The organism is Pedobacter sp. Bi126, assembly GCF_918698245.1.
Classification (GTDB): Bacteria; Bacteroidota; Bacteroidia; order Sphingobacteriales; family Sphingobacteriaceae; genus Pedobacter.
This window is the reverse complement of the sequence record NZ_CAKKMS010000005.1, coordinates 44,787-62,829: the sequence shown is the minus strand read 5'-3', so window position 1 is coordinate 62,829 and position 18,043 is coordinate 44,787. Positions and strand designations below refer to the sequence as shown.

General features: G+C 39.4%; 13 protein-coding genes. 2 read left to right on the top strand and 11 right to left on the bottom strand.

What is annotated here, in order from left to right; genetic code table 11:
* Positions 1-51: 51 nt before the first annotated feature.
* From LQ201_RS18980 to LQ201_RS18970, 3 genes are all read right to left on the bottom strand, one after another.
* Complete coding sequence (locus tag LQ201_RS18980) at positions 52-321, bottom strand: hypothetical protein (protein WP_230144867.1); 270 nt, start codon at positions 319-321, stop codon at positions 52-54.
* Positions 302-862: an RNA polymerase sigma factor gene (locus LQ201_RS18975; protein ID WP_230144866.1), complete on the bottom strand. Its 561-nt coding sequence runs from the start codon at positions 860-862 to the stop codon at positions 302-304. Before LQ201_RS18975 ends, LQ201_RS18980 begins: the two co-directional genes overlap by 20 nt.
* A gap of 571 nt (positions 863-1,433) precedes the next feature.
* Positions 1,434-2,426 carry an AraC family transcriptional regulator gene (locus LQ201_RS18970; protein WP_230144865.1) on the bottom strand — a complete coding sequence of 331 codons (993 nt, stop codon included), beginning with the start codon at positions 2,424-2,426 and terminating at the stop codon, positions 1,434-1,436.
* Positions 2,427-2,584: 158 nt separating this feature from the next.
* Here LQ201_RS18970 and LQ201_RS18965 point away from each other — a divergent pair, with 158 nt between their 5' ends.
* Positions 2,585-3,202, top strand: a complete 618-nt coding sequence (locus LQ201_RS18965; RefSeq protein WP_230144864.1) for a class I SAM-dependent methyltransferase — start codon at positions 2,585-2,587, stop codon at positions 3,200-3,202.
* A 177-nt stretch (positions 3,203-3,379) separates the two neighbouring features.
* Here LQ201_RS18965 and LQ201_RS18960 read toward each other — a convergent pair whose 3' ends face one another.
* From LQ201_RS18960 to holA, 3 genes are all read right to left on the bottom strand, one after another.
* Positions 3,380-4,891, bottom strand: a complete 1,512-nt coding sequence (locus LQ201_RS18960; RefSeq protein WP_230144863.1) for a sulfatase — start codon at positions 4,889-4,891, stop codon at positions 3,380-3,382.
* A gap of 448 nt (positions 4,892-5,339) precedes the next feature.
* A complete protein-coding gene (locus tag LQ201_RS18955) occupies positions 5,340-7,598 on the bottom strand; it encodes a glycoside hydrolase family 95-like protein (protein WP_230144862.1) in 2,259 nt (752 codons plus the stop codon).
* Between the two features lie 134 nt (positions 7,599-7,732).
* Positions 7,733-8,755 (bottom strand): DNA polymerase III subunit delta, encoded by a 1,023-nt coding sequence (holA, locus tag LQ201_RS18950; protein WP_029275124.1) that lies wholly within the window; start codon positions 8,753-8,755, stop codon positions 7,733-7,735.
* Positions 8,756-8,973: 218 nt separating this feature from the next.
* On the opposite strand from holA, the gene LQ201_RS18945 reads away from it, so the two are divergent.
* Entirely contained in the window at positions 8,974-9,432 is a 459-nt protein-coding gene (locus LQ201_RS18945) for a type I restriction enzyme HsdR N-terminal domain-containing protein (RefSeq protein WP_230144861.1), read from the top strand.
* Between the two features lie 752 nt (positions 9,433-10,184).
* Here LQ201_RS18945 and LQ201_RS18940 read toward each other — a convergent pair.
* The 5 genes from LQ201_RS18940 to LQ201_RS18920 all read right to left on the bottom strand — a co-directional run bounded on the left by LQ201_RS18940 (position 10,185) and on the right by LQ201_RS18920 (position 17,910).
* On the bottom strand, positions 10,185-11,378 hold the full coding sequence (locus tag LQ201_RS18940; protein WP_230144860.1) for a Gfo/Idh/MocA family protein: 1,194 nt from the start codon (positions 11,376-11,378) through the stop codon (positions 10,185-10,187).
* Entirely contained in the window at positions 11,379-12,743 is a 1,365-nt protein-coding gene (locus tag LQ201_RS18935) for a DUF1080 domain-containing protein (RefSeq protein ID WP_230144859.1), read from the bottom strand.
* A 98-nt stretch (positions 12,744-12,841) separates the two neighbouring features.
* On the bottom strand, positions 12,842-14,197 hold the full coding sequence (locus LQ201_RS18930; protein WP_230144858.1) for a Gfo/Idh/MocA family protein: 1,356 nt from the start codon (positions 14,195-14,197) through the stop codon (positions 12,842-12,844).
* 283 nt (positions 14,198-14,480) lie between these two features.
* On the bottom strand, positions 14,481-15,164 hold the full coding sequence (locus LQ201_RS18925; protein ID WP_230144857.1) for a hypothetical protein: 684 nt from the start codon (positions 15,162-15,164) through the stop codon (positions 14,481-14,483).
* A gap of 55 nt (positions 15,165-15,219) precedes the next feature.
* Complete coding sequence (locus LQ201_RS18920) at positions 15,220-17,910, bottom strand: valine--tRNA ligase (protein WP_230144856.1); 2,691 nt, start codon at positions 17,908-17,910, stop codon at positions 15,220-15,222.
* Positions 17,911-18,043 lie beyond the last annotated feature (133 nt).

Here is an 18,043-nt window from a genome sequence, read left to right as displayed (position 1 = left end):
CAATGCCCCTACCCCGATAATAGGGCATGATTGATAAATTAAATTGATTGTTTATTTGCTGAACAAACGCATTACCTTTTGCCTGAAGCTTTGGTGCGCATCGGTATTATACAACGTTTGGTGTATGTTTTCGATTTCATTTTTCAGCTGCTTCCGGCCGTAATTACGCACCATTTGATAGGTTTTGTCTTGCCAGTAAACCTGCTGCTTGAGATCAGGCTGTAGGATCATTTTGGCTTCGAGCAGGAAACTTTCTCCATCCTTATCGTCCGACAGCAGGTAATGCTCTATCAAACGGAGCTCATTCAACGATGTCTTCATATTTTAAGGATTTTGCTTTAACTGTTTCTTTTACTTTTTCGAGGCATTTAAATTTCTGAGCGGTTGCAGAACGTGCACCCGAAAAGCCAAAGCGCTGTGCGAGTGTTTCCATATCCAGTTTTTCGTAATAAAAAGCACTGAGCAACCGCATACATTTCTGCCCGGCCTGCTCCAGTAAATGCATCAGTTTCCCCGAAGAAACTTCCTCATATCCGATATCTGCCAAATCGATCTCTTCATTAAGAATAAGGTCAAGCTGATTAAAGGAAACATTCTTGTCGCTTTCTTTATAACGTTTGATCCATAAATATTTGGCAATCCCAAATAAATAGGCTTTCTCCTGATACTTCAGCCTCAGCCCCGAAACCTGTACTTTCTCGTAGTACACCACCAGCGCATCCTGAAAAATATCTTTCGCCTCCTCAAATGATCCTCCCATCTTACTTACGTGCCTTGCCACCAAAGGAAAAGCTTCTTTGTAGAGTTTCATAAAAAGTGCTTCGCGCTGGCTGGGCTGCCCTTTAGTGGCTGTTGCTATCATGATTACTATGCTTTATACAGTATGTGGCTATTTTTGAACAGATATCACCTAAAATTAACAATTATTTTTTTTGGGCCTTAAGTCTATCTTGAAAACTCACATAGTAAAAATTGTTTGGAGCCTCATGCCAGCTTACTTCGAAAAAACACAATCTTTACCGAAGCACGCCAGTCAATCCCAATCTTAATATTAAATCCTACTGTGTGGACAATTCTCTTTTAAGGAAAGTTTAGGCGTTATGCTAGCTTGCTTTGAAATAACTCAACCCTCACCGAAGCACGCCCGTCAATCCCAAGAGCCGGGGAAATCAAAAAAACAGGTGCAGTTCAGGTAAATTGGCACTAACAAACCTGAAACGCAGTGGTTTTGTGTTCATAGCGATGATTTAATTTTAAAAAATATTGAACACAAAACGAAGTGCCGCTGTTTTTTTGATGCGCATAGGATTGTGCAAAAGGCTCATTGCTGGATTGACGAAGCGCTTTGGGTACTTTGGCGCTCCAAAGTACCATGCCCCGCGGCATAGAGCGGAAGAAGAATCCACCCTGTACCACATTAATCAATTCCCATCTTAAGCCTTCAACTTACCCGGCGTAACTGCAAATTTCTTTCTGAAAGCATTGCTGAAGTGCTGTACAGATGAATAACCAAGCATAAATGCCACCGATTTTATGGATAGCCCCTCAAGCAGCAGCTCTTTTGCATGGTTAAGCCTGTAATCACTCAAATAACCGAATATGCTGTTATCAAACAGTCCTTTAAAGCCCTGTTTAAGTTTAAATTCGTTAATACCACATACTTTAGCCAGTTCTGCAACCGATGGCGGCTGGTGGATATTGGCAATAAGGTAATCCCTTGCCTGATAAAGACAATCCCTATCGTAGGCAGAATGTAAAACTGCAGGCTGTTTTTGGCTAATGGAACGTTCAAAAGCTTCGGCCTGGAGTACCAGCAGTTCAATGCATTTCGATTCGATAAACATACGTTTCAGGCCCTCGGGGTAACCACAATCGAGAATTTCGCGGATGCAGTGCTGCATGGCCCATGAAATAGGAAGGTTTTGTTCAGCCAGTTCCGTATAGCGACCGGTATCGGCATAATCTGCCAAAACCTGCAATGCTTTGGTGGAATGTTCTGCCAGTTGCAAAAACTTCTCCTTAGCAAAATGTACCTCAAAAAAACAGTAGTTATGGCGGGTGTCATATTCGCCTGTACCATCAAGTTCAGGCATGTAAATAATATTCTGCTGGTTGGAATTAAAGATGTACTGTTTGTTATTTACCCGGTTAAAGATAGTGCCATTGCCGGAGAGCGTAAAACGCAGTTTAACCATATCCGGGACATCGTAAGTGGGCCTGAAATACATCTGTTGCTGTTTAAACCTGATATCGCCATACACGATGTAAATACCGGGGATATTGATCTGTACCAATTCGGCATCGCTAAACGAAAAACTGTATTTCTCCTTTCTTTCTGTTACCAATCCTCCCCGGGCAGGAAGATCACCAAAGCTGCCTCCTACCTTTTTCCAGGCGCCATAATCCTTACCAACATTGATTCCCATAAAGGCAATTATCACAAAAAAAGCCGAACTACAGTAATGGCGTTATCCACAATTCGGTTTTTTGTAAAAGAAAATCCTTTTGATGTAAAAGCGTACGCCTGCTATTTTTCAATTTTGCCCAATTGCGAAATGCACCGCAAGAGACTAATCACGATACCATGGAGGAGCAAGAAGACCTGAACACATTAACGCAAGATCAAAAAACAGACGTTCTCCCACCCAAAAACACCCTAATTTTTAAACTCTTACAAGATTTACCGTTAAAAGCGGAGGAAAAAGTATTGGAAATCGGCCCAGCCGGCACCGAACACCTCTCTTATTTGTTTCAAAAAGCAAAAAACATTAGTTATTCTGGTACTTACCCTACTGAATCTGCGATGAAAGAAGCCTCTTTAACTTACAAGGCGGATGGTAACGCTGCAGAGTTCATTAAAACAACGGATAACAAACTCAATTTTCAGGATAATTTCTTCGATTATTGTTTTACGGCGAATACCATTTATTTTTGGCCGGATCCGCTAAAATACTTAGCTGAAAGCTACCGTGTGTTAAAACCAGGGGGAAAAACGGACCTTGCCTTTGTTGAAAAAAACTCTGGTGGCGACCTGCCCTGGACACAGCTCGATTTTACATTTTATGAGATTGATGAAGTAAAATCGTTTTTCGAACTATCGGGATTTGCGAATATCGAAGTAAAAAAAATGATGGAAATGGTAATGGATCAAAACGGAAAGGAAATCAGCAAACCGTTTATCGTAGTGTCTGGACGGAAATAGTGGATGATCTGGTTAAATTTAACAAAACATTTTCCTTAAAAAACTGGACACAGGATTTTGAAAAATTGCATTATTGAAGGCTCTATATATAGCCAATAAAAACACAAAACAGCCAAATGCGCTCAATAGCGCATTGGCCTTCGACATTAAATTATTGGCAACAACCTCAGCAGATATTTAAAGTTCTGCCATAATACTTTTGGCATCCTGGTCGTCATATTGATCGATAAGCTTGTTTAATTTGCCTTTTAATTGCGCAACAATACCTGCATATCCTATTTTGCCATATAAATTATTTTCTTCTGAGGGATCATTTTTTAGATCGTACAATTCCCAGGTATTCACGCGTTTGTAAAAGCGGATTAATTTATATCGTTCGGTTCTAACACCAAAATGAGGAGATACCGAATGTTCACCATTTTCATAATAATGATAAAACATAGCATCCCTGAATGCTACTTTTTTTGATTGAAACAAAGGCAGCATCGATTTCCCTTGCATAGCTTTTGGTATTTTAAGCTTTGCGGCGTCAAGCAAGGTTGGCGCAAGATCGAGATTCATTACAAATGTTCCGTTTTGACTTCCTGGCTTAATTACCCCAGGGTAACGCATGATCATAGGTGTTCTGAAAGATTCTTCATACATAAAACGTTTATCAAACCAACCATGCTCGCCTAAATAAAAACCTTGATCTGAAAGGTAGATTACAATGGTATTTTTGGTAAGATTGTGTTTTTCAAGGTAATCAAGCGTACGGCCAATATTCCGGTCGAGCGATGCTGCTGTGCTTAAATAATCGCGCATATAACGTTCATACTTCCATTCAACCAAAGCTTTGCCAGTTAAATTCCGGCTTTTTAAATCTGCTTCGATTGGCTTGTAGTAGGCATCGAACCTTGCTCTTTGTGCTAAGTTCATGCGGTTAACGCTCCCCTCTCCATTTTTGCTATAAGAAAGCATTTTCAGGTCGTAGCCCATTAACATGGTTTTATCAATGGTCATATCCTGTGCTTTTGCCGCTTCCCGGTTTACATAATTGTCGTAAAAATTTTTAGGCAAAGGGAATTTCACTTTATCAAATTTCCCCATATCAGCCGTATCCGGAAGCCAGGTGCGGTGCGTAGCTTTGTGCCCAATAACCAAACAGAACGGCTTCGATTGGTCTCTATTATCTAACCACTGCTCGGAGGCATCTTCAATCAGATTGGTTACATAACCTTCTTTATGCACGGTTTTACCATCCATGCCGATAAAATCGGGGTTGTAATACTGCCCCTGATCTGGCAGAATGCTGTAATAATCAAATCCCTGAGGTTTATCGCCCAAGTGCAACTTACCTATCCAGGCGGTTTGATATCCGCCAGACTGAAGGTGTTTGGCAAAATTATCCTGTCCATGATCAAAATGGGAGGTTTCATTATCTTTAAAGCCATTTTTATGGCTATACAAACCTGTTAATATAACGGCCCTGCTTGGTCCGCAAATAGAATTGGTTACATAAGCTTTGTTAAAAGTTACCCCCGACCGGGCAATACGATCGATATTGGGTGTTTGCGTTAATTTACTACCATAACTGCTTATTGCCTGAAAAGCATGATCATCAGAAATGATGATTACAATATTGGGTTTTTGCTGGGCATAGCCTATTTTGCAGCATAGCAGCGCAGTGATTAATATTATTTTTCTCATTGATGATTTTGATATGAATCGTATATAAAAGGCTTATCATTAACGTTTTTAGCTTCTTGCTAAAGCTGGGTATGATGCGTGCCGTATACCCGTAAATTTACAAAATGCCTGTTATTTTATATACTTTGGTAAAACGGAATTTACTATCTACCCTAACAGTTATGATTAATTTATCGTTATGTTGCTTAAAAATGATCTTCTTTGCATCTCCAGGTACTGTAACGTGTGGTACAAAATATACTTTAATTTATACTGATGCATCGTGTATTTTGGCGTGCCCCCAAGCTGAGCAAGGGGTCGGGCTATGCGCTGCAAGTCCTCGCTCGTTGCCTCGCTGTGGGCTTTTCGCTTCTATCCCTCACGCTTAATAACATCAGCTTAGTCCTTTGCTTACTTTGCGAAACCCTTAGCGTTCTTTGCGGTTAATTCATCATTCTAGTTAAGGATATTATTCATATCCATTTTCAAAAACGATGGTCTGCCGTTTTTTCAGGCTCACTTCGGCAATTCCATCATCGCCCATTTTTACACTTCCAGCAGGTATATCTCTTACTACATAGGTTTTAAAAGGCAGTTTAATTCTAAGTACGCGCGCTTTTTCTGCATATACTTTTACTTTTGTTGGCACACCGTTTTCCTTATTCCCGCTTACTAAAAAGCCGCCTTCAGCACGTAAATCATTAAAAGCTACATCTTTCCAGCTTTGTGGTACAGCTGGGAATGCCTGTATATAACCATTTCTGCTTTGCAATAAAAGTTCCTGAACACCCTGTGCAAAGGCAAAATTGCCTTCTAAAGTAAAAGGGCGGTAGGTAAAACCAGAATACTGCCCTCCTTTTTGATCGCCATTTAAATGAAAACTGTTGGACGAACAGAAATTGGATGCAAAAATTTCCAGTTGTTTTACCGCCTTATCGGCCTGGTAAGCCCTTGCATATAAAGAGGCCATCCAGCTAAAAGAGTAACCACACCATGCCCTTGTACCAATTTCTTCTAACCGTTTTAAGGAATTATCAATAATGGTTTTGTCTTGCTTGTTGTTAACATCCAATAAATCGAGCGGATATATGGCCATATACTGCGAAAAATGCCTATGAGAGCTCGTTAAATCAGATCCAGGGGCAATAGTAAAACCGGTTTCATTTATTTCATAACCCGGTAACTGATTCAGCATTTCCGTCCAATGTTTGCTTTCATCTGTCTTGCCTTTTGCCTTGCTTACTTCGGCCGCAGCTTTAAATAAAAATTTAGCTAACGATAAATCATAGTTGGTCCAGTTTAAGAACCAGGCTTTAATACTGTTATCGTTAAATTCAGGACTAGAGCTTAAAGGCAGTGAACGTTTGCCTTCTTTCAACCTGGTAATGTTCTCCAGGTAGGTTGCAGCTTCATGAATATATGGATAGGCTCTCCTTTTAAGAAACCTATCATCCATGCTATATTTCCACTGCCAATAAAAATGTTGCGAAGTCCATGCGCTTACAGTTGGCGAAAGCGAATACTGGATCCATCCGCCCATCGGATCGCCATTTAAAGTAACTACACCAGGAACATTTAAGCCTTCAACACCAAAATACTGTTTGGTATAAATAAGGTTATTTTTTCTGATTTTCCATAGCCAATCTGTAAAAGTGGCACCTTCAGCTAAATGGTTAGCGCTATATGTTGGCCAATAACTCAATTGGGTATTTAAATCATTGTGGAAATCGCCTTTCCAGGGTGGCAAGCTACCGTTATCGGCGGTCCAAACGGCTTGTAAAGTTATGGCAGGTGCCCCCTTTCTGGCTACACACCCTAATTTATACATTTCTAAATAGTATTGTTTTTGAATAAGCTGATCCGGTACAGCGATATTCGATTTATTCCAGAAATCTTTCCACCATTTGGTATGAGCATCCCAGCCCGTTGGCTCTTTCGCTGTTGAAGAAATACCAGGTAATTTTGCAGCTTTATCATTACTAATGGTCCAGGAACCGATTACATTGCCATTAGCCATTGTTTTCCATTTAACCAACACTTCATAATAATGTCCATCATAAGTAGGCTGACGATAACGGACACTATTCATCGTATTGGTAACTGTTCCTTTTGCATAACCCAGTTTTTGCAAACCCTCACCTGCATGGCTATTATCGCCTTTTTCTATCAGATTATTGGCGTAATTATGCACAATCAAGTTAGGCACGATTGCCGTAGATTTAAGATTTTCGAAACTAAAATATCCCCGTTGCCGCTTTGCATGAATGTAACAGTTAAAAACAGTACCATTTTCAAATTTTACCGTGTTTAAGGCTGTTTCGATATCCAATTCATTCGATACTACTTTACCTAGTTTAGCGATATCAAATTCCATTGCCGCTGCAGGCAATTTGGTTGGATATGGACTGTTATCATAAGGTTCATCGCCTATTTTTTGAACGGCAGCGTAGTTATTTTGATGAACCTGCTCTTCTACCCATTTAAAATTAAGCTTCGAGATATCAAGCGACTTACGTTCGTCCCACAGATCTGCACGATCTAAAGAAAGACGTAGTTTATTGTTTTTTTTCCATATTAAAACACCTAACATACCATTTCCCAAGGGCATAGCTTCATCCCACCTGTTAGCGAGTTTAGGAAAGGAAAGATTATAAGGTTTTAATGATTGGGCATAAATAAAGCTCCCAATGCATTGAAGCAATAACAGTAAAAAGATTTTAGTTTTCATTTGTGTTTAGAAATGGTTAGCGCCTGTGGTAGCGTATCAATTTCTAAAATAATGATATTAAATTACAATAAAACCGCTAAAATTTGCGCAAACGTTTGATGGGTAATATAAAACAGGCAATTGCGAAAAAAAGATTAGTGTACAATTTTGAAAACGAGTTCTTTTAAGAGTTCTCCATCTTCAACATTTCCCGTACTATCTAAACCTTTGCTTTTTAAATCGTATTCGCGGAGTAAACCGATCACCTGGAAAACTTTTCCGGTGTTGTAATTTCTTGCAGCTACCTCATAATCTTTAACAAAGAATGGAGGCACGCCCAACGCTGATGCCGCATCGGCCTTATTTGGGATATAATGGTATTTTAGAAGTTTAGTAAAGTAACCACCTAAATTGGCCAGAACCATTACTGTTGGATTGGCTTTAGGGTTGCTGGCGAAGTAATTGATAATTTTATTGCATTTCAGCACATCGCGGATGGCCAGTGCTTTCTGTAATTCGAAAACATTATATTCTTTACTAATGCCTATATTTTTCTGAACCAGATCGGTATTAATGGTTGTCTCTTTCGGAACATTAAGCATTAATTTTTCGATCTCGTTGGCAATTTTAGAAAGGTCAGTTCCTAAATATTCGGCCATTAAAGCCGATGCCTGCTGATCGATCTTGTAACCTTTATCTTTAATAAATTCTTCAATCCAGGGTACCAGTTTATAATCGCGTACAGGATCTGACTGAAAAATCAATCCACTTTTATTAATGGCCTTGTAGATTTTTTTACGCTTATCGAAATTGGCATATTTAAAAGCCAATACCAAAATGGTACTTGGCAAAGGTTTTTCAAAATAATTGAGCACAAATTCGCCCTCTTTACTACTCGAATCTTCTTTGCCCCACTTTAAATCCTGTGCTTCCTTAACAATTACCACCTGATAATCCGACATCATCGGGTATCGCTTTGCAGCACCCAAAACCGTAGCCATATCGGTATCTTTACCATACAAAACCGTTTGATTGAAACCTTTTTCGGCATCGTTCAATAACTTATCTTCAATATAATCTGTTACTTGATCGATATAATAAGATTCTTCTCCATGTAACAGGTATACAGGTTTGAATTTTCGGGCTTTGATATCTTTAATAATTTCGGCAGCAGTCATTGCCCGTAAAATTACGATTTAGGTTTAACGATTTGGATAAATGTTTATAATTTAAGAGATGTGAGATTTGAATACTAGATGTGAGACATGAGACACTAGATTTGAGATTTGATTACATATCTAAAATTAAACTAACTTTGAAGCCGTAATAATTGATAAATTGTTTATTGTTGCATGGTTAACTGCCAATTGCAAACTGATAACCACCAACTGAGAAAATGTTTACCCCTACTCCGCTTAACCTACCGCCCTATCCATTTAAAATTACCCAAAAAGATGATCTGGTTTTTATTTTCGATGAGTTGAGGAAAAAGCACCTCGTACTTACACCTGAGGAATGGGTCCGTCAGCATTTTATACAGAACCTGATTTTGGAAAAGAAATTCCCACGCACGTTGATCCAGATTGAAGGTGGTTTGGTGCTAAACCAATTACAAAAGCGGAGTGACATTTTAGTGTATAATACGGCTGGCGAAAAGCTGATGTTAATTGAATGTAAGGCACCCAAAGTAAAGATTACGCAATCGGTTTTCGATCAGGCATCACGATACAATTCTATACACCAAGCCAAATGGATTGTGCTAACCAATGGTTTGCAACATGTTTATGCGAAGATGGACCTTGAAAAAGGTAAGTTTAACTTCGTACAGGAAATGCCTGAATATTTGGGGCTGTAGCTTTTTGCCACGGAAACACGGAAAATCACAGAATAGAATTACTCCAGTTTTAAATAATGTTATCCATCTATCGGTTGGTGTCCCACCGACCGAAACTTAATCGGCATCCACAAAATGAAAGTAGAATAACAGTTCTTCTTGGTCGGTGAGACACCAACCAATAGAAAGGTCCTTCGTATCTATAATTGACAGATTGTAGAAATCGGTCGTCATTTCGACTGAAGCGCAGCGAAATGGAGAAATCTTTGAACTATTCAACAAACACAGTTCAAGGATTTCTCCACTGCGGTCGAAATGACGATTTATCTTAACCTGTCATCCCACCGCGTTTTTTTAAAAAACTGATCCTCAAGGTAACAATCGAATTAATTGCGTTTTCTGAATCATGCTATGCAATCTTCAATAGCAGCAAAAACCTTCCGATTTTAAACCTGATTGACGCGGAAATCCTTTTTTGTCACCCTGTCCAAAGGACTCCTACGGAGAGCGTAGTCGAAGGGCAAAAAAGATTGGAGCAGAAAGCAGGACGGACTTTAAATACCCGACACAATTGCTTTCCAAAAAAAATTAGGAGCATTAAAAATCCTTTCATCTATCGGTTGGTGTCCCACCGAACGAAACTTAATCGGCATCCACAAATGAAAGTAGAATAATATTCTTCTTGGTCGGTGAGACACCAACCAATAGTAAAGATTTGCTTCGCAGAGCCTCCGGATTCTTCAATCGTTCAGAATGATAAAAGAGAATATGATCTAAACACTATATTCCGTCTTCCAAACCTGTTTATTCCCGCTATAAATGGCCTCGTTACACATGGCCACACAAATAGCCGCCTGCGTTCCGGTATTGATATTTGATACTGGTTCCTTCTTGGTTGTTATCGATTTATAAAATTCATCTAAGGCATAATTTGTACCATCAATGGTGGCTTTATCCAAAATCGGGATTCCACCATCTTTATTTACCACAATTTTTGTGGCCCCAGTTACGCCATCAACAATACCTAATTTTTTTTTAGCACTTTCTTCAGGATAAAACAAGCCGGTATTGGTAAGCAAAGAAACTGAACCTTTGGTACCCTTAATCTTAAACAGGTAACCATCATGCGCATTGCCGCAAGTAGCTCCAAAATTGCCGATCATGCCTTTTTCGTTATAACGGAGAATGGCCTGAATATTATCGTAGGTTTCCCGCCCGTCTTTAAATACATCTATCCCACCAGATCCCATAATTTCATCAGGCTGCGTTTCGAAAGCCCAATTGATAAAATCAATCTGGTGCGATAAAAGTTCGGCGGCTAATCCGCCAGAATACTCTTTATACATCCGCCAGTTGATCTTACGTTCTAAAGCTGGATCTGGCACTGCCCTACGCCAGTTGCCATTACGGTCCCAACGGCAATCGATCTGGCTAACCTTGCCCAAATAACCACTTTGGATCATATCCTTCACCTTAAAATACAAAGGCGAATAACGGTACTGATAACCCACCTGAAAAACCTGATTGGGATATTGTTTCACCAGTTTTTTAAGTTCGAGTGCCTGGGCAATATTGTATGTCATGGTTTTTTCTACATACACATGTTTGCCAGCCAGTACTGCATCTTTGGCAATTCTGAAATGTTCACTTAAAGGTGTGGCAATAAAAACCGCGTTGATTGTTTTATCGTCTAAAACTTTGTGATAATCTTTTATGGCCTTTGCATCTGCAGGAACATACTTTTCGGTTTCCTTAAGTCTAAAATCGAGTAAATCGCAATAAGCTTTAATTTTATACTTTGCAGGCATTGATTTAATTACCGACAAAACACCTTTGCCACGATCGCCACAACCAATCATTGCCACATTAATAATTTCATCAGCCACTAAATTGGCAAAGCCCTGGTTACCCAAAAGTAAACCAGAGCCTAACAAAGCTGATGTTTTAACAAACGATCTGCGCTGCATCTATAATGTTTTAATTTTAATCGTCCTGAAATCTACTTTGTTACCATGATCCTGAAGGAGGATATGTCCTTTTGGTGCTTCACCAAAGTTTTTCCAGTCTTTATATTTACTAATGGCAACCAGTTTTTTAAATTCTTCAGAGCCGCGGGTATATTCTAAAACTTTAACGCCATTTAAATAATGCTCTACTTTGTTATTTGGATACACCACCAAACGGCCATTGTTCCAGCTTCCAATTGGGCGTAAATAACGCGCTTCTTTTTTCGAAGTCATTAAATCGTATAACGAAGCTAAAGTTCTGTTTCCATCTCTACCTAATTTTGCATCTGGATGTAAAACATCATCTAAAACCTGATACTCTAGACCAATAGCAGAACCTGTATTTTTTTCGCTCAGGGTAACAAAATATTTTACGCCACTGTTGGCACCTGGGGTAAGCTTAAACTCGAACGACAAATCAAAAGCGGCATATTCATCCTTGGTTACAATATCGCCGCCGTTGGTCGATTCTGCACCACCCGATGGCTCTACACTGATAATGCCATCGGCAATCTTCCATCCTTTGGCAGGAAAAGTAGTTTTATAAGCACCAACCCAACCTGCATTGCTTTTACCATCGAACAAAAGTTTATAACCTTCCGATTTTTCGTAAGCAGATAAGGTATTGGGTGTTAAATTAACCGTATAAATTCCTTTTGGAAAAGCTTTGGCTTTTAAGCCGGCTGTTTGAATGTTAATGTTTTTGAAATAAACTTTTTTGCCATCATTATCGAGGTTATTGCCAATGCCATGAACCTGCAAACCGATAAATCCTGATTTATCCAAAGTATCGATCACGTAGGCAACAGGTGTTCCATTTACCCAGGTTTTGGTTTCGTTACCAATACATTCTATTTTGTAATGGTTAAACTCATTCTTTTTATACAGTGATTTTGCCGATGGGTTAAGTTCTAAAGGATATAGCCATAATCTTCTGGCCTCGTCGTAAATCCCACCTGTCCATGCCCTTGGTGTAGGGTCTATTTCTACCTGCCTGCCAAAAACCAATCCTTTACCGTTGTTTCCTTCTGGTTTAATATGACTGCGTGTTTGTACGCCGGAGTTGGTGGTTTCACCTTCCAGCTTCACATCGAGTTCTAAAATGAAGTCGCCATATTCTTTTTCAGTGATTAAGAATGAATTTGGTGTTCCTTTGGTCATCGTTCCGATAATCATTCCGTCTTCAACTTTGTATGGCGCGGCTCCTGCAACTGCTTTCCAACCGGTTAAGGTTTTACCATCAAATAATGGTTTTGCTTTTTGGGCAGCGGCTGATAAACTGATTAGCGAAAGGGCTAGAATACTATACTTTTTAAAATTTAACATGATTGGTTTTGTCTTGCTGTCATTGTGAGGAAGAATGACGAAGCAATCTTTTTTTTTAAGTAGACTTCTTCATTCCTCGTAATAACGATATGCTGTGATTAATATTTAAATACTTTTCCGTTTGCGAGTACTTCTTGTCTGCTTTCATCGAAAATTGCTTTTGCACCTGTTCGTACCGCAGCATTGGTCATGATATTGGCAATAGAGTGTGAATAACCAGCTTCAACGGGCGCATTTGGTGTTTTACGGCTACGCACACATTCCATCCAGTTGCGCATATGTCCAGAGGTTAACGCATCGCCACCCATATTGGCTCCTGTAGCCGCTTTAATTTCAGTTTTACTTAAATCAAATTCAGGCAAAAGATTGGCTTTTAAGCCCATGGCTGCAGCCTCTCTCTCCTTTAAACCACCTTTTGGCGATACTTTATTGGTGATTAAATTCAGCTCGCCACCGTTAGAATAGTAAACCTCGCCCACATCGCCTACACTATTCTGCATTCTTGAGGTAAAAGTAACCTGGAAACCATCTGTTGTATCGGGCTGACCATAATCGAATACGGCAACCATCGAATCCCAGTTTCTACGGCCATCTTTCCAGGTGTAAATACCTCCGTTTGCCACTACACTTCGCGGATGTTTTAAATTAGTAAACCAATGTACGGTATCAATCTGGTGCGACATCCATTGCCCTGGCATACCTGAAGAATATGGCCAGAACAAGCGGTATTCTAAATATTTTCTTGGATCGAAGGCTTCGTTTGGTCGGTTCAATAAGAATCTTTTCCAATCGATATCTTCTTCTTTTAATTTGGCTACTAAATCTGGTCTGCGCCATCGGCCTGGCTGGTTTACATTCCATACTAAATCTACAGCAGTTATCGGCCCAAATTTTCCATCCTGAATAAATTTTGCTGCATTGGTATAATTCTCTCCACTCCTTCTTTGCGAACCAATCTGTACAATCTGTTTACTTGCTTTAACGGCTTTAAATGCAGCTTTGGCATCGTCCATGGTTTCGGCAAAGGGTTTTTCTACATAAGCATCACAGCTGGCTTTTACGGCCTCGATGGTGTGAAGTGCATGCTGAAAATCGGCGGTACTGATAATCACCGCATCAAGATCTTTTGTGGCATAAAGCTCATCGTTGTTACGGCAGGCTTTAATATCGTGACCAAACTTTGCTTTTAAATGGGCAATTCCTAAATCTCTCCGGTAGTTCCATAAATCAGAAAGACCAACGATATCGAAATTGAGTTCCTTGTTGTGGTTCAGGAAACAAGGCAAAAGGGTGTCTTTAAAGCGATCAGAAAATCCAACAACGCCCACGCGTACCCTATCATTTGCACCGATGATACGTCCATAACTTTTGGCGCTCATGCCCATGGCACCTGCATAGGTTGCTGCAGCAAATATTGCCGATTGCTTAATAAATTTTCTTCTGGAATTTTCCATTTGAGGATATTAGGTTAGATTAACGCTTAAATAGTGTACGATCTGACAGATCGTTTTAACAAAATCTAAAATATGGTTAATAAAAACAAACCTTAAATATTCGAAAGTAATATTTTTGAAACCTTATCTTGAAATAATGGCTTACAATCATATTAACCTTAAATAAATGGCCAGAAAACCATTATTTAAGTGAATAGCATACTTTTATAAATATGTAGGAAAACGTTTGAAATAATTTATTCAGGTAACTTACCGGAATATTAAAAAATTAACTGAAGGGCTTTTATAGCCTCCAGTTATTCGTTGTTGTTTGAATAAGCAAAGTATCACGGTCTTGTAGCTCATTTAAGAAACGATCATTGAAATCGCCAAACAGATGACCGCTAGAAAGGGCAGCTCTATTATACAAGCGCAATTTATAAAGATAACCAGGGATAGTAAGGGCCTTTTTGTTCCCAGTAGCTTTAAATCCTAAATCTGCCCTGTAAATAACGGAAGGCATTGATGTTGGCTGACTGATTACCCTCACAGGCTGGGTATAAATACTCGTTCTATATATTAAAAAAGACCGGTCTAGTGATGCCTGGTTTCCGAACACATTCCCAGGAAATAGATGAACATCTCCCTTAAAATCAATATTTGCAGAATCTTTTACTTTATAAGTCCAAAATCCTTCTAATGCGCCTGGATATCTAATTTCAGCAGAATCGGGTTTGGTAAATTTTATCTGATAAAAATCTGCATCAAAAGAATTAACAAAGGCATTTCCCGCGAAATTAGCAATTTTCGGTTGGTCCAAAACTTCACCATCTCTGGTCCACATCCTCATTTTCCCCCTACTATAAGATTTATAATTTAAGGAAATCGGATATTTCAGTTCTTCTTCCTTATCGCTTTCTTTTTTACAGGAAACAATAAATAATAACAGGCAGGAAAAGATGCATAATAAATTTCGAGAGCACATCATATTTTTAATTAAAGACCTACAAGGCTTTTAAAGCCTTATAGATCTGTTACGGTTATTATCCTAAAACCGCTAAGCTTTCTTCAATAATTTTGATTTTAGCTTCAGCGTCGGCTTTTTTATTCCGCTCGTTTGCAATAATTTCCGGTTTTGCATTCTGTACAAAGCGTTCGTTGCTCAATTTAGCATCTACCGACTTTAAAAAGCCCTGTAAATATGCTAAATCGGCATTTAAACGCTCACGTTCTGCTTCCACATCAATATTTTCGGTCAGCGGGATGAAAAATTCATCTTTGCCCGCCATAAAAGCAGTTGCGCCAACAATTTTGTCGTTTACAATTTCGGCTTCTAATACATTGGCCAATTTGAAAACAATATTCAACCATTTTTCATAATCAAGATCAGAATTTATTTTGATACTTAAAGGCAAAGCTTCTTTAGGAGAAATTTGCTTCTGGTTCCTTACATTTCTAATTTCGGCTACCACGGTTTTAATTACCTCCGCATCTTTCAATAATTGCACATCAAAAGCCCCGCCTTTCGGGAATTCGGCAACAATACAACAGTCCATTTCTCCACGTTCGGCAAACAGATCGTCATGCCACAGCTCTTCAGTTAAGAAAGGCATGTTCGGGTGCAATAATTTGATGATATTTTCGAAGAAACCGACTGTAGCTTTAAAACTCTCCGCATCAATCGGTTGCTGATAAGCTGGCTTAACCATTTCTAAGTACCAGGCACAGAAATCATCCCAAACCAGTTTGTAAGTGATCATTAATGCTTCTGAAAGGCGGTATTGTTTAAAGTTAGCTTCAATTTCTACCAAAGCTTCGTTAAAGCGGTTTTCGAACCAGGATATGGCCTGGGTATTTGGGTTTGCTAAGTTTTCGTCAACTTCCCATCCTTTTACCAAACGGAAAGCATTCCAGATTTTGCTGGCGAAATTACGCCCCTGTTCGCAATAACTTTCATCGAACATTAAATCGTTTCCGGCAGGTGACGACATTAACATCCCCACACGTACCGCATCGGCACCATATTTTTCGATCAATCCAATTGGATCAGGTGAGTTACCCAACGATTTAGACATTTTACGACCTAATTTATCGCGTACAATACCTGTTAAGTATACATTTGTAAATGGTTTTTTACCCATAAACTCATGTCCAGCCATAATCATACGGGCCACCCAGAAGAATAAAATTTCAGGCGCCGTAACCAGATCGTTGGTTGGATAATAATAATTGATGTCTTTATTTTCAGGATTTTTAAAGCCATCGAAAACTGAAATCGGCCATAACCATGACGAAAACCAGGTATCCATCACATCGTCGTCCTGTCTTAGAAACGGCTCTAACTGATGTTTGAATCCAGCTTTTTCTGTTTCTGAACAGCTTTCATCCAAATGTTTTTTCTTCCAGAATTCTTCTAATGCTTCATCTTTAGTTTTGGCAACCACCCAATTTCCTTTATCATCGTACCAGGCCGGGATCCGCTGTCCCCACCACAGCTGGCGACTAATGTTCCAATCGCGGACATTCTCCATCCAATGGCGGTACGTATTTTCAAATTTATTTGGAATCAGGTTTACTTCTCCATTTAATACATCATCCAAAGCTGGTTGTGCCATTTCTTTCATCTTCACAAACCATTGCATGGAAAGTTTTGGTTCGATAGCGGCATCTGTACGTTCAGAAAAACCAACCTGCGATTTATAATCTTCAACTTTGTCCAAATGCCCAGCTTCTTCCAGCATTTTGGCGATTTTTTTACGGGCAACAAACCTGTCTTCGCCCACTAAAATAACCGCTAATTCATTTAAAGTTCCGTCATCGTTTAAGATATCTGTAACTGGTAAATTGTGCTTAACCCCCAACTCATAATCATTCAGATCGTGCGCTGGTGTAACCTTTAAACAACCTGTACCAAACTCAATATCAACGTACTCATCCTCAATAACCGGAATTTCATGATTAATCAAAGGCACAAAAACCTTTTTACCTTTTAAATGTGTAAAACGCTCGTCGTTCGGGTTGATACAGATTGCTGCATCGGCCATAATCGTTTCCGGACGGGTTGTAGCTACAACAAGATAGTCAGGAGTCTGAAGTCCGGAGTCCGAAGTCGTATTGCCTACAATGGTATATCTAATATAATATAGTTTTTGATTTACTTCCTTACGGATTACTTCTTCGTCAGAAACCGCAGTTTTACCGGCTGGATCCCAATTTACCATACGGATACCACGGTAAATCCAGCCTTTTTTGTACAAGTGGATAAATGAATCGATCACCGCTTCAGAAAGATCTTCTTCCATCGTAAAACGGGTACGGTCCCAATCGCAACTTGCACCCAGTTTCTTTAACTGTTCTAAAATAATGCCGCCGTATTTCTCTTTCCATTCCCAGGCATACTTCAAAAATTCTTCCCGTGAAAGATCTTTTTTATTAATCCCCTGCTCCTTCAACATCGCCACAACTTTTGCTTCAGTAGCAATAGAGGCATGGTCGGTTCCAGGTACCCAACATGCATTTTTACCTTGCATACGGGCTTTACGAATTAAAACATCCTGAATGGTATTGTTAAGCATATGCCCCATGTGCAGCACACCGGTGACGTTTGGAGGCGGAATGACGATGGTGTAAGGTTCGCGTTCATCGGGTTCGGAGTGGAAAAATTTCTTCGATAGCCAATAGCTATACCATTTATCTTCTGTTTCTGCAGGATTGTACTTGGTGGATATGCTCATGAATGATATTAAAAGTCCAAAAATAGCTAATTAAGCTGAAAGACCAAAGCAGCGTAAGCCGAAACGTATCCTTATGCGTTTAATTATTCCCCTCTTTTAGAAGGGTGTCCGTAGGACGGGGTTTATTTTTTGG

Coding starts and splice junctions, on each gene's coding strand:
- LQ201_RS18955 (WP_230144862.1), bottom strand. CDS start 7,598: ATGAAAACTAAAATCTTTTTACTGTTATTGCTTCAATGCATTGGGAGC.
- LQ201_RS18930 (WP_230144858.1), bottom strand. CDS start 14,197: ATGGAAAATTCCAGAAGAAAATTTATTAAGCAATCGGCAATATTTGCT.
- holA (WP_029275124.1), bottom strand. CDS start 8,755: ATGACTGCTGCCGAAATTATTAAAGATATCAAAGCCCGAAAATTCAAA.
- LQ201_RS18935 (WP_230144859.1), bottom strand. CDS start 12,743: ATGTTAAATTTTAAAAAGTATAGTATTCTAGCCCTTTCGCTAATCAGT.
- LQ201_RS18920 (WP_230144856.1), bottom strand. CDS start 17,910: ATGAGCATATCCACCAAGTACAATCCTGCAGAAACAGAAGATAAATGG.
- LQ201_RS18965 (WP_230144864.1), top strand. CDS start 2,585: ATGGAGGAGCAAGAAGACCTGAACACATTAACGCAAGATCAAAAAACA.
- LQ201_RS18945 (WP_230144861.1), top strand. CDS start 8,974: ATGTTTACCCCTACTCCGCTTAACCTACCGCCCTATCCATTTAAAATT.
- LQ201_RS18975 (WP_230144866.1), bottom strand. CDS start 862: ATGATAGCAACAGCCACTAAAGGGCAGCCCAGCCAGCGCGAAGCACTT.
- LQ201_RS18925 (WP_230144857.1), bottom strand. CDS start 15,164: ATGATGTGCTCTCGAAATTTATTATGCATCTTTTCCTGCCTGTTATTA.
- LQ201_RS18980 (WP_230144867.1), bottom strand. CDS start 321: ATGAAGACATCGTTGAATGAGCTCCGTTTGATAGAGCATTACCTGCTG.
- LQ201_RS18940 (WP_230144860.1), bottom strand. CDS start 11,378: ATGCAGCGCAGATCGTTTGTTAAAACATCAGCTTTGTTAGGCTCTGGT.
- LQ201_RS18960 (WP_230144863.1), bottom strand. CDS start 4,891: ATGAGAAAAATAATATTAATCACTGCGCTGCTATGCTGCAAAATAGGC.
- LQ201_RS18970 (WP_230144865.1), bottom strand. CDS start 2,426: ATGGGAATCAATGTTGGTAAGGATTATGGCGCCTGGAAAAAGGTAGGA.